Below are 12,720 nucleotides of genomic sequence, written 5' to 3'. Positions count from 1 at the left end.
CATGGCATGGACTCGTGACGAAATGGCCGCGCGCGCGGCGAAGGAATTGCAGGACGGCTTTTACGTGAACCTCGGCATCGGCTTGCCGACGCTGGTGGCGAACCACGTGCCGGCCGGCGTCGAAGTATGGCTGCAGTCGGAGAACGGCCTGCTCGGCATTGGCCCGTCGCCGACGGAAGAAGAAGTGGACGCCGACCTGATCAACGCCGGCAAGCAGACGGTGACCACGCTGCCGGGTTCGTCGATTTTCTCGTCGGCGGATTCGTTCGCGATGATTCGCGGCGGTCACATCAACCTGGCGATTCTGGGCGCGATGCAGATCAGCAAGAAGGGCGACCTGGCCAACTGGATGATCCCCGGCAAGATGATCAAGGGCATGGGCGGCGCGATGGATCTGGTCGCGGGCGTCAAGCGCGTGGTCGTGCTGATGGAGCACGTCGCGAAGGGCGACCAGCACAAGATCCTCGAAGAATGCACGTTGCCGCTGACGGGCGTGGGCGTGGTCAATCAGATCATTACCGATCTCGGCGTGATCGAAGTAACCGAAGACGGTCTGAAGCTGACTGAGCTGGCGCCGGGCGTCAGCGTCGAAGAAATCAAGGCGAAGACGGGCGCGCCGCTGGATGTGAGCGCGGTGAGTTGAATGGTGTTGTGAGCCGCCGGCCTCGGTCCTTGTGACGGAAGCTGGCGGCAACGCAAGTTGCCTTGTGGGTCGTGGGCGGCTTATGAAGCGAGTTGAAGCGAAGTTGTAAGCGGGCGAGGCGCGAGTCTCGCCCGTTTTGTTTTGGTGCCGTCTTTTCGTGCCGTATTGCGCTGCTCGCGTCGGAGCGCCTGCGCTGCGGCTTTTACCCTGGGGCATCCTGGTCAGTCTTAGGCCGTTCGGCCGATCCTTGCCGCGCGGCAAAGCGGTTTACAATCGTTTGAAGATTCGACATTCATTTCCCGCCGCTTGGTCTGCGGCGAGCCCAAGGCGCTTTTGCAAGGAACCCAGATGACCGAAACGTCCGCTTCCACCGCCGAGCGGCCCGCGCCGCGCCAACGTTATGTGCAGTGCGCGAGCCCTGGCGGCTTGCACCGTATCGCCTACACCGAGTGGGGCGACCCGGCCAACCCGCGTGTGCTGCTGTGCGTGCACGGCCTGACGCGCTCGGGGCGCGATTTCGACCGCATCGCGGCGGAATTCGCCGGCACTTACCGCGTGGTGTGTCCGGATGTGGCGGGGCGGGGCTTGTCTTCGTGGCTCGCGAACCCCAACTTCTATGGCGTGCCGCAATACGTCGCCGACATGGTCACGCTAATCGCGCGCCTGAACGTAGAGACGGTCGACTGGTTCGGTACCTCGATGGGCGGTCTGATCGGGCTCGCGCTGGCCGGCCTGCCGGAAACACCGATCCGCAAGATGCTATTGAACGACGTCGGTCCGCATCTCGAGCCGGTGGCCGTAGAGCGCATCGGCGATTATCTCGGCAAGCCCGTGCGTTTCGAATCGCTGCAGCAGGGCATCGATTACGCTGCGTTGCTGGCGCAAACCTTCGGTCCGCTCACGCCAGAGGAATGGCGCGAGATCAATACGCCGCTTTTGCACGAACAGGACGGCGCATGGTTGTTCCGCTACGACCCGCGGATCGCGCAGCCGTTTACCGCGATAACCGAAGAAGCGGCCAAACTCGGCGAGGCCGCGCTGTGGCATTCGCTGGCTGCGTTTCAGGGGCCGGTACTGGTGGTGCGCGGTGAGCAATCGGATCTGCTTTCTCGCGAGACCGTGGCCAGGATGGTCGAGACCGGGCGCGCCGTATCGAGCGCGGAAATCGCGGGTGTCGGGCATGCGCCGGCGTTTCTGTCGGCCGATCAGATTGGCCTCGCGAGGGAGTTCTTTATCGGGCCGGCCGCTGGCGCGTCATAATGTAGAGTTCCGCGCGGCGTCCTTGACTGGGTGCAATGCGCGGGCGCAATGCGGAACGCATCTGCGATCAACTTTCAACCAACCTCAGGATTCTTCATGGCAGTCATTCGTCATCACGTCGGCAAGCGCCTCTCGGAAATCGCTGTCTACAACGGCACCGTGTACCTCGCAGGCCAGATCGCCGAAGACGCGGATCAGGACATCACGGGCCAGACGCGCGAAGTGCTTGGCCACATCGACCGTCTGCTGGCTGAAGTGAACAGCGACAAGTCGCACTTGCTGTCCGTGCAGATCTACATTTCGGACATGGTGCACTTCGCCGGTATGAACGCGGTGTGGGACGAGTGGGTTGCACAAGGCGCCACGCCGCCGCGCGCTACCGTCGAAGCAAAGCTCGCTAACCCGAAGTGCCTCGTCGAAATCGTCGTGGTCGCGGCGCAGCGCGATTGAGCCTGGCTGAGCCTGGCTCAAGCCCGGTCTCGCAGTTGTTGTTGAAATTCCGTTGATCCGTCTGGCCCGGTGGGCCGTCGCACCATGACTACCGAAATCGTTACGAGCACGCCGGCACCCATCCCTTCCTTCGACGAAGCGATGGTATTCGTGCGCGAACATGCGGGCGAAGTGCGGCTCTCGTCGGGCGAGTTGCTGGCGGATCATGCGGCGGGTACGGCGTCGATCATGCGCACGCTCAACGTCGATCCGCCGGCTGTGCTGGCTGCGGCCTTGTTCGCGCTCACGCCGCATCTGCGGGACCCGGAGCGCGTGATTGCCGATAACTTCGGTGAAGAAGTCGCGCAACTGGTCGGCGACGTGCGCAAGTTGCTGCGCCTGGGTACGGTGAGCATGCGCGCCGCGCAGAATGCGATGCCTGAGGCGGGGCGCGATGCGCAGGCCGCGCGCCGCGCCCAGGTCGAGGCGCTGCGCAAGATGCTGCTCGCGTTCGCACAGGACATTCGCGTCGTGCTGATACGGCTCGCGTCGCGCTTGCAATCGCTGCGTTATTACGCGGCGGCGAAAATCACGCCGTCGCCCGACGTCGCGCGTGAAACGCTCGATATTTACGCGCCGCTCGCCAACCGGCTCGGCATCTGGCAACTGAAATGGGAGCTTGAGGATCTCGCGCTCCGTTTCGAAGAGCCGGTCACTTACAAGCGCATCGCCAAGCTGCTCGACGAGAAACGCGTCGAGCGCGAAAGTTATGTGGCGCAGGCGATCGAGCGGCTGCAGCGGGAGTTGGCCGCGGCGAATGTAGAGGCCGAAGTCAGCGGCCGGCCCAAACATATCTACAGCATCTGGCGCAAGATGCATGGCAAGGAGCTGGACTTCGCCGAGCTGTACGACGTGCGCGCGTTTCGCGTGATCGTGCCGGACATCAAGGATTGCTACACGGTGCTCGGCATCGTGCACAACCTGTGGCAGCCGGTGCCGAAAGAGTTCGACGACTACATCTCGCGGCCCAAGCCGAACGGCTATAAATCGCTGCACACGGTCGTGATCGGCGACGACGGCCGCGCGTTCGAAGTGCAGATTCGCACGCAGGAAATGCATCAATTCGCCGAGTACGGCGTGGCGGCGCACTGGCGCTACAAGGAAGCGGGCACGCGGGGTTACGGCGGGCAGTTCAGCGCCAATGAGAAGTACGACGAGAAGATTGCGTGGTTGCGTCAACTGCTCGCGTGGAAAGACGATGTCTCGGAAGGCGAGCACGGCGAGAAGCGCGCCGCCCAGCCGTGGGAGCAACTGCGCCAGGCTACGCTCGACGACGACCACATCTACGTGCTCACGCCGCAAGCGCGCGTGATTCCGTTGCCGCACGGCGCGACCCCGGTGGACTTCGCGTACCACCTGCATAGCGAACTGGGGCATCGCTGCCGTGGTGCGCGTGTCGATGGCGCGATGGTGCCGCTCAACACGCAGTTGCAGAACGGTCAGACGGTCGAGATCGTCGCGGTTAAAGAGGGCGGTCCGTCGCGTGACTGGCTCAACCCGCAACTCGGGTATCTGCAGAGCCATCGGGCGCGGCAGAAAGTGCGCGCGTGGTTCAACGCGGTCGAAGTGCAGGAGCACATCGCGAGCGGTCGTGCAATGGTCGAAAAGACCCTGCAGCGCGAGGGCAAGACGTCGGTCAATCTCGATCAGCTCGCCGCCAAGCTCGGTTTCAAAACTACCGACGATCTGTTCTCGGTGGTCGGCAAGGAAGAGTTTAGTTTGCGGCTCGTCGAGCAGGCGCTGCACGATGCGCCACCGCCCGAGCCTGTGGTTGAAGCGCCGGAACAGTTCGAGAAACGCAGTAGCGGCGCGAGCGTCGCCCGCGGGGCTTCTACGGGCGTGCTGGTGGTTGGCGTCGACGCCTTGCTCACGCAGCTCGCGCGCTGTTGCCGTCCCGCACCGCCTGACGACATCAGCGGCTTCGTCACGCGCGGCAAGGGCATGTCGATTCACCGCAGCGATTGCCCGACCTTCCTGCGCATGGCCGATCGCGCGCCGGAGCGTGTGTTGCAAACCGCATGGTCGGCAGATGTCATGAGCGGCCGCGGGCAATCGGTCTATCCCGTCGACCTCAGCATCGAGGCAACGGATCGGCAAGGTCTGCTGCGCGATATCTCCGAAGTTTTCGCGCGCGAGAAAATGAATGTGATCGGCGTGAAGACGCAATCGCGTCGTAACGCTGCGTTCATGCAATTCACTGTCGAGGTGTCGAGCGCTGCGCAAATTCAGCGCGCGTGTACCTTGCTCGGAGAAGTAACGGGCGTGATGCGCGCTTCACGCAAGAATTGACGTACGGGCGAGGTGGCGGGTGCCAGCAGGCATCCGCTCAATGCGCTCGAGCATGTGAGTAGAAATTTAAAGTCGATGCATAAAAGTACTTGCCAAGCGGTGTGGGGCTCCATATAATCTCGTTTCTTCAGGCTCGTAGCTCAGCTGGTTAGAGCACCACCTTGACATGGTGGGGGTCGTTGGTTCGAGTCCAATCGAGCCTACCAACGAAAGAGAAATTCCGGTTTTGCCGGGGTTTCGCAAGCTGCAGTAAGCGCTTCGGCGCAAAAGGCAAATACGGTTATGGCACCGCGAACGTTGACCGAAACTACTTCGGAGCGACGCTAGTCGAGGACCACTTTCGCCACTGTAGTTAGCAGGAAATGTGAATGCGGCCCCTCGAAAGCGGGGCCGCATTTTTTTTGGTTTTTTGACCTGGTTGTATGTGCCGCCGCCGGTCGGCACCACGGAGAACGCAATGGTTTCGATACGTCTGCCTGACGGTTCTGTTCGACAGTACGAGCATCCGGTGACCGTCGCCGAAGTGGCCGCCTCGATTGGCCCTGGCCTCGCGAAGGCCGCGCTCGGCGGCAAGATCGACGGTGAACTCGTCGACACGTCCACGCTGATCGATCGCGACGTGGCGCTTGCCATCGTCACCGAGAAAGACGCAGACGGCCTCGATATCATTCGCCATTCCGCGGCGCACTTGCTTGCGTACGCGGTGAAAGATCTGTATCCGGAGGCGCAAGTCACGATCGGTCCGGTGATCGACAACGGCTTCTACTACGACTTCGCCTACAACCGCCCCTTCACGCCAGAAGATCTCGAGAAGATCGAAAAGCGCATGCAGGAGCTCGCGAAGAAAGACGAGCCGGTCTCGCGCCGCGTGGTGTCGCGCGACGAAGCCGTGGACTACTTCAAGAGCATCGGCGAAAAGTACAAGGCCGAGATCATCGAATCGATTCCGGCTAGCGACGAAATCAAGCTTTACTCGCATGGCGGCTTCACGGATCTGTGCCGTGGCCCGCACGTGCCGTCCACCGGCAAGCTGAAAGTCTTCAAGCTGATGAAGCTCGCTGGGGCCTATTGGCGCGGCGATTCGAAGAACGAGCAGTTGCAGCGCATCTACGGTACGGCCTGGACGAAGAAGGAAGACCAGGACGCGTATCTGCATATGCTCGAAGAGGCGGAAAAGCGCGATCACCGCAAGCTCGGCAAGCAACTCGATTTGTTCCACATGCAGGACGAGTCGCCGGGCATGGTGTTCTGGCATCCGCGTGGCTGGACGCTGTGGCAGCAAGTCGAGCAGTACATGCGCCGCCGCGTGAACAATGCCGGCTACCTTGAAATCAAGACGCCGATGATCATGGACCGTTCGCTGTGGGAGGCGTCTGGTCACTGGCAGAACTATCGTGAAAACATGTTCACGACCGAGTCGGAAAAGCGCGACTACGCGATCAAGCCGATGAACTGCCCGGGTCACGTGCAGGTGTTCAACCACGGTCTGCGCTCGTATCGCGATCTGCCGCTGCGGTACGCGGAATTCGGCTCGTGCCATCGCAATGAATCGTCGGGCGCGCTGCACGGTCTGATGCGCGTGCGCGGTTTCGTGCAGGATGACGCGCACATTTTCTGTACCGAAGACCAGTTCATCAGCGAATCGATCGCGTTCAACACGCTGGCAATGAGCGTCTACAAGGATTTCGGCTTCGACAATGTCGAGATCAAGCTGTCGCTGCGCCCGGATGCGCGCGCCGGCACGGACGAGACATGGGATCGTGCGGAGCAGGGCCTGCGCGAGGCGCTGACGGCGTGCGGCGTGACGTGGGAAGAATTGCCGGGCGAGGGCGCGTTTTACGGCCCGAAGGTCGAGTATCACATCAAGGACGCGCTCGGCCGCTCGTGGCAGTGCGGCACGTTGCAGCTCGATATGGTGCTGCCGGAGCGCCTGGGTGCCGAATACGTCGCCGAAGACAATAGCCGTCGCCGCCCGATCATGCTGCACCGGGCAATCGTCGGATCAATGGAGCGCTTTCTCGGTATTCTGATCGAGCACCATGCTGGTGCAATGCCGTCGTGGCTCGCGCCGATGCAGGTTGTGGTGATGAATATCGCGGAAAGTCAGGCCGAATATGCGCAGTCTCTAGCCCAATCGTTGCAAAAACAAGGGGTTAGAGTGGAGGCCGATTTGCGCAACGAGAAGATTAGCTATAAAATACGCGAGCACACGCTGGAAAAGGTGCCGTACCTGCTTGTGGTCGGCGACAAAGAGCGTGAAGCCCAAACGGTAGCCGTGCGTGCCCGTGGTGGTGTCGATCTGGGCGTGATGCCTCTCGATACCTTCATTGAGCGTCTGCGCCAGGACGTGCAGTCGTTCAACTGAGCCACTTGGCAGCCCGGCTCGTTTTTTTAATTTTTAGAGGAAACGTAACATCGCTACTGATAAGTCTGCGCACCGCATCAACGGTGAGATTACAGCACCTGAGGTGCGCCTGGTCGGCGTCGAGAACGAACCGCTCGGCATCGTGAAACTCGCTGATGCGTTCCGCATGTCGGAACAGCAAGACGTGGATCTGGTCGAAATCGCTCCGCAAGCGGTTCCGCCGGTTTGCCGATTGATGGACTACGGCAAGTTCAAGTACTCGGAAGCGAAGAAGCAGCACGAGGCCAAGCTCAAGCAGAAGGTCGTCCAGGTCAAGGAAGTCAAATTCCGCCCGGGCACCGATGACGGCGATTACAACGTCAAGCTGCGCAACCTCATCCGCTTCCTCGACGACGGCGACAAGACGAAAATCACGTTGCGTTTCCGTGGCCGCGAAATGGCTCACCAGGAAATCGGTATGCGCATGCTCGAGCGCCTGCGCACGGACCTCGACGAAGTCGGTCAGGTCGAGCAGATGCCGAAAATGGAAGGGCGCCAGATGATCATGGTGCTCGCACCGAAGAAAAAGAAGTAAGCGATTGGAGCGGCGGCGCGCCATGTGGTGCGCGCTCCGATTGCCAAAGATTGAAGCGATGCTGTGCCGGGGTCCGGCGCGGTATCGGCAGGTTTCGGATCGGTGCCTATGCAAATTGGTGCCGCGTTCTGAAAAGCGGCTGCCGGAGGTATCGGCGGTCTGCATACCAAGTGGAATGGGTTTCGAAGGGCGGGTAATGGCCATCTGGCCGACCGCACACCCATATCCATCTAATAATGGAGTTGTCATGCCGAAGATGAAGACCAAGAAGAGTGCTGCAAAGCGCTTCGTGGTGCGTCCGGGCGGTACCGTCAAGCGCGGTCAAGCCTTCAAGCGCCACATTCTTACCAAGAAGACCACCAAGAACAAACGCCATTTGCGCGGCTCGACGGCAGTTCATGATGCAGATATGAACTCCGTGCGCGCAATGCTGCCGTTCGCTTAACCCTTAACCGACACTCATAGGAGCAAGATATGCCTCGAGTAAAACGTGGGGTTACCGCACGGGCCCGTCACAAGAAGATTATCAAGCTGGCCAAGGGTTACCGCGGCCGTCGCAATAACGTCTATCGCATCGCCAAGCAGGCGGTCATGCGCGCAGGCCAATACGCCTACCGCGATCGCCGCAACAAGAAGCGTGTGTTCCGTGCATTGTGGATCACGCGTATCAACGCGGCGGTGCGTCAGCACGACATGACGTACAGCGTGTTCATCAACGGCCTGAAGAAGGCTTCGATCGAACTCGACCGCAAGGTGCTGGCCGACATGGCTGTGTTCGACAAGGCTGCTTTTGCTGCGATCGTTCAGCAGGTGAAAGCCGCCGTTGCAGCCTGATTGCGCTTTGGGCAATTAAACTGCGTGGTTCGTTGCAGCGAACATCCGGTAGTCTCGGTGCCGCTGCAACAAAAACGGGGCTCCTCACCGAGCCCCGTTTTTGTTGGTAGAACCAGTTTTGCAATGATTGAACACTGACGTTGAAATGATGGGATCAATGGATCTGGACCAGATTGTCGCCGACGCGCAAAAAGCCTTCGCAGAAGCCTCCGACGTCACCACCCTCGAGAACGAGAAAGCCCGCTTTCTCGGTAAATCGGGTGCGCTGACCGAGCTATTGAAGGGCCTTGGCAAACTCGATCCCGAAACGCGCAAGACCGAAGGCGCACGGATCAACCTCGTCAAGCAGCAAGTGGAAGCCGCGTTGACGGCCCGCCGTCAGGCGCTGGCCGACGCGTTGCTGAACCAGCGCCTTGACGCTGAAGCCATCGACGTCACGCTGCCTGGCCGCGGCACCGGTGCAGGCAGCCTGCACCCGGTGATGCGCACATGGGAGCGCGTCGAACAGATTTTCCGGTCGATCGGATTCGACGTGGCCGACGGCCCCGAGATCGAAACCGACTGGTACAACTTTACCTCGCTGAACAGCCCGGAAAACCATCCGGCGCGTTCGATGCAGGACACCTTCTACGTCGACGGCAAAGATGCCGACGGCCGCCAGCTGCTGCTGCGCACGCACACCAGCCCGATGCAGGTGCGTTATGCCCGTACCAACACGCCGCCCATCAAGGTGATCGTGCCGGGCCGCACGTATCGCGTGGACAGCGATGCAACGCATTCGCCGATGTTCAACCAGGTCGAAGGCCTGTGGATCGACGAGAACATCAGCTTTGCGGACCTGAAGGGCGTCTACTCCGACTTCCTCAAGAAATTCTTCGAGCGCGACGATATTCAGGTGCGCTTCCGTCCGTCGTACTTTCCGTTCACCGAACCGTCGGCTGAAATCGACATGCTGTTCGAAACGGGCAAGAACGCCGGCAAGTGGCTCGAAATTTCGGGTTCCGGCCAGGTTCACCCCACAGTGATCCGCAACATGGGCCTCGACCCCGAGCGTTACATCGGCTTTGCTTTCGGCAGCGGCCTCGAGCGGCTCACGATGTTGCGTTACGGCGTGCAAGACCTGCGTCTGTTCTTCGAAAACGACCTGCGTTTCCTGCGTCAATTCGCCTGAACCGGCGCGTACGAACGCGACAAGCATAGAGCGCGGCATTGCACGCAGTGCGTGCCGCCCGCAGCGTCCCCGGCAGTGCCCAGTGAATCAACGGGCCGCCTGCCGGACGTGGACCTAACCTGATCAGAACGTACACAGAACCATGCAATTCCCGGAATCCTGGCTGAGAACCTTTGTCGACCCGCAACTGACGACCGATGAGCTGTCGCACGCGTTGACGATGGCGGGTCTCGAAGTCGAAGACCTGCGGCCGGCCGCGCCGCCGACTTCGAAGATCGTCGTCGGCCAGGTGCTGGAAGTCGTCAAGCACCCGGACGCAGACAAGCTCAACGTATGTCAGGTCGACGCCGGCACGGGCGCGACGCTGAACATCGTGTGCGGTGCGCCGAATGTCGCGCCGGGCATCAAGGTGCCGGTCGCGCTGGTCGGCGCGCAACTGCCGCCGGCCGAAGAGGGCGGCACGCCGTTCGCAATCAAACTTTCGAAGCTGCGTGGCGTGGAAAGTCAAGGCATGCTGTGCTCGGCACGCGAACTGAAGCTCTCGGAAGATCATAGCGGCCTGATGATCCTGCCGGAAGATACGCCGATCGGCCAGGACATCCGCGAAACGCTCGATCTCGACGACACGGTTTTCGAAATCAAGCTGACGCCGAACAAGGCGGACTGCCTGTCGGTGTTCGGCGTGGCGCGCGAAACGTCGGCCATCACTGGCGCACCGTTGCGTCCGCTCGAGATCAAGCCGGTCGAAGTCAAGTTGAACGAAACGTTGCCCGTCAAAATCTCGGCGCCCGATCTGTGCGGCCGTTTTTCGGGCCGCGTGATTCGCGGTGTGAATGCGCGCGCGAAGTCGCCGCAATGGATGGTGCAGCGTCTCGAGCGTTCGGGTCAGCGCAGCATTTCCGCGCTCGTCGATATCTCGAACTATGTGATGCTCGAACTGGGCCGGCCGTCGCACGTGTTCGATCTGGACAAGATCCACGGCGGCATGGACGTGCGTTGGGGCCGCAAGGGCGAAACGCTCAAGCTGTTGAACGGCAACACCGTCGAACTCGATGAAACCGTCGGCGTGATCGCCGATGAACAGCACATCGAAAGCCTCGCCGGCATCATGGGCGGCGACAGCACGGCCGTCACGCTCGACACTACCAACATCTATCTCGAAGCCGCGTTCTGGTGGCCGGATAGCATTCGTGGCCGCTCGCGCAAGTACAACTTCTCGACCGATGCGGGGCATCGCTTCGAACGTGGCGTCGATTACGCGACCACCGTCGAACACATCGAACGCATCACGCAATTGATCCTCGATATCTGCGGCGGCGAAGCCGGCCCGGTCGACGATCAGATCGTCAACGTGCCGAAGCGTGAGCCGGTGGAGATGCGGGTCTCGCGTGCGAACCGTATCATCGGCGTCAAGATCGATGCGGACGAAATCGCGCAGATCTTCACGCGCCTCGGCCTCGAGTTCGAACGCGACGGCGATACGTTCGCGGTGATGCCGCCGTCGTACCGCTTCGATATCGAAATCGAAGAAGACCTGATCGAAGAAGTCGCGCGTATCTACGGCTTCGAAAAGATCCCCGCGCGTCCGCCGGTCGCGACCAGCGAAATGCTGCCGACCAACGAAACGCAGCGCTCGATTCACGTCATCCGTCACGCACTCGCCGCGCGCGATTACGCGGAAACGGTCAACTTCAGTTTTGTGGACACCGAGTGGGAGCAGGACTTCGCCGGCAACGACAAGCCGGTACGTCTGCTGAATCCGATTGCGAGCCAGTTGTCGGTCATGCGTACCACGCTGTTCGGCAGCCTGATCAACGTGTTGCGCACGAACCTGAACCGTCGCGCGGCCGATCGTGTGCGCGTGTTCGAAGCGGGCCGCGTGTTTCTGCACGATCCGTCGATCAAGGCAGGCGAGCTGACGGTCGAAGGTTTCGCACAGCCGAAAATGATCGGTGGCCTTGCGTATGGTCCCGCGTTCGAAGAGCAATGGGGCGCGCAAACGCGCGCGGTCGACTACTTCGACGTGAAGGGCGATCTGGAAGCCGTGCTCGCGCCAGCCGTGGCGCGCTTTGTGAAGGCGGAGCATCCGGCATTGCATCCGGGCCGCAGCGCGAGTATTGAACTGAATGGCCGGGCAGTGGGCTGGATTGGCGAATTGCATCCGCGCTGGATGCAAAAATATGATTTACCGCATGCGCCGATTCTGTTTGAAATCGAAGCGGAAGCATTAATGCAGCGCGTATTGCCGACTCCGGCGGACGTGTCTAAATTCCCGCCGGTGCGTCGCGATATTGCGGTGGTCGTCGATCAGAAAATCGAGGTGCAGGCGCTGCTGGACGAGCTCCAGAAGGCTCAGTCCGAAGCGGCCTGCAAGACCGTCCAGAAGGTTGCGCTTTTTGACGAATTCCGTCCAAAATCAAACACTTCCGGCGGTCTGGCTGCTCACGAGAAAAGCCTTGCGTTCCGTGTGACCTTGCAAGATACTGGCGGGACCCTTCAGGATGAAACGGTCGATTTGGCCATTCAAACTCTGGTGGAACGTCTGGCTCGAGTATATGGCGCACGGTTGCGTGGATAACCCGCACTTAACATTTGCACGGCATTTTCCCGCAACTTCCGTTTCTGCTTGGCGCGCCATTTGATAGATATGAATGAAATGAACTCGAGTGATTTCGAAGCCCTTCTTACGGCGCAACGCAGCGCCATGATTCGCGAAATTCCGACATCACCCGCGGCCGTTTCCACCGAAACGCCGACGCTGACCAAAGCTGAACTTGCCGAGTTGCTGTTCGACAATGTCGGGCTCAACAAGCGGGAAGCGAAAGACATGGTCGAAGCGTTCTTCGAGGTGATCCGCGACGCGCTGGAGAGTGGCGATAGCGTGAAGCTGTCGGGGTTCGGCAACTTCCAGTTGCGCGACAAACCGCAGCGTCCCGGCAGAAACCCGAAGACCGGCGAGGCGATTCCGATTGCCGCGCGCCGTGTTGTGACGTTCCATGCAAGTCAAAAGCTGAAAGCGCTGGTCGAGAACGGCGCTGAAGCGAGCTTCGCGCGCTGATTGACTGGCGCGTTCCTGCGCAACCCACCACGACGGC

General features: G+C 60.8%; 11 protein-coding genes and 1 tRNA gene. All 12 read left to right on the top strand.

All coding sequences use genetic code 11. The features are described 5' to 3' along the window. Position 1 precedes the first annotated feature (1 nt). The 12 genes from P3T22_RS08165 (at position 2) to P3T22_RS08110 (ending at position 12,683) form a co-directional block, all read left to right on the top strand. Positions 2–643 carry a CoA transferase subunit B gene (locus tag P3T22_RS08165; RefSeq protein WP_063496736.1) on the top strand — a complete coding sequence of 214 codons (642 nt, stop codon included), beginning with the start codon at positions 2–4 and terminating at the stop codon, positions 641–643. Between the two features lie 348 nt (positions 644–991). Continuing rightward, positions 992–1,903: an alpha/beta fold hydrolase gene (locus P3T22_RS08160; RefSeq protein WP_063496735.1), complete on the top strand. Its 912-nt coding sequence runs from the start codon at positions 992–994 to the stop codon at positions 1,901–1,903. 96 nt (positions 1,904–1,999) lie between these two features. Beyond that, a complete protein-coding gene (locus tag P3T22_RS08155; RefSeq protein WP_063496734.1) occupies positions 2,000–2,353 on the top strand; it encodes a RidA family protein in 354 nt (117 codons plus the stop codon). An 84-nt stretch (positions 2,354–2,437) separates the two neighbouring features. Beyond that, entirely contained in the window at positions 2,438–4,681 is a 2,244-nt protein-coding gene (locus tag P3T22_RS08150) for a RelA/SpoT family protein (protein ID WP_063496733.1), read from the top strand. A gap of 129 nt (positions 4,682–4,810) precedes the next feature. Further along, positions 4,811–4,887: transfer RNA gene (locus tag P3T22_RS08145), tRNA-Val, on the top strand. Between the two features lie 251 nt (positions 4,888–5,138). Beyond that, positions 5,139–7,046 carry a threonine--tRNA ligase gene (thrS, locus tag P3T22_RS08140; RefSeq protein ID WP_063498014.1) on the top strand — a complete coding sequence of 636 codons (1,908 nt, stop codon included), beginning with the start codon at positions 5,139–5,141 and terminating at the stop codon, positions 7,044–7,046. A gap of 49 nt (positions 7,047–7,095) precedes the next feature. Further along, positions 7,096–7,620 carry a translation initiation factor IF-3 gene (gene infC / locus P3T22_RS08135; RefSeq protein WP_075643546.1) on the top strand — a complete coding sequence of 175 codons (525 nt, stop codon included), beginning with the start codon at positions 7,096–7,098 and terminating at the stop codon, positions 7,618–7,620. Between the two features lie 247 nt (positions 7,621–7,867). Continuing rightward, positions 7,868–8,065, top strand: coding sequence for a 50S ribosomal protein L35 (rpmI, locus tag P3T22_RS08130; protein ID WP_012433738.1), 198 nt, complete (start codon positions 7,868–7,870; stop codon positions 8,063–8,065). A gap of 29 nt (positions 8,066–8,094) precedes the next feature. Then, positions 8,095–8,454: a 50S ribosomal protein L20 gene (rplT, locus tag P3T22_RS08125; RefSeq protein WP_006052502.1), complete on the top strand. Its 360-nt coding sequence runs from the start codon at positions 8,095–8,097 to the stop codon at positions 8,452–8,454. Between the two features lie 157 nt (positions 8,455–8,611). Further along, entirely contained in the window at positions 8,612–9,625 is a 1,014-nt protein-coding gene (gene pheS / locus P3T22_RS08120) for a phenylalanine--tRNA ligase subunit alpha (RefSeq protein WP_063496731.1), read from the top strand. A gap of 142 nt (positions 9,626–9,767) precedes the next feature. Then, positions 9,768–12,203: a phenylalanine--tRNA ligase subunit beta gene (gene pheT / locus P3T22_RS08115; protein WP_429324729.1), complete on the top strand. Its 2,436-nt coding sequence runs from the start codon at positions 9,768–9,770 to the stop codon at positions 12,201–12,203. Between the two features lie 69 nt (positions 12,204–12,272). After that, entirely contained in the window at positions 12,273–12,683 is a 411-nt protein-coding gene (locus P3T22_RS08110) for an integration host factor subunit alpha (protein WP_063496729.1), read from the top strand. Positions 12,684–12,720: the final 37 nt, after the last annotated feature.

Source organism: Paraburkholderia sp. GAS348 (genome assembly GCF_050434205.1).
In the GTDB taxonomy this organism is placed as follows: Bacteria; Pseudomonadota; Gammaproteobacteria; order Burkholderiales; family Burkholderiaceae; genus Paraburkholderia.
This window is presented reverse-complemented; position numbering and strand designations above follow the sequence as displayed.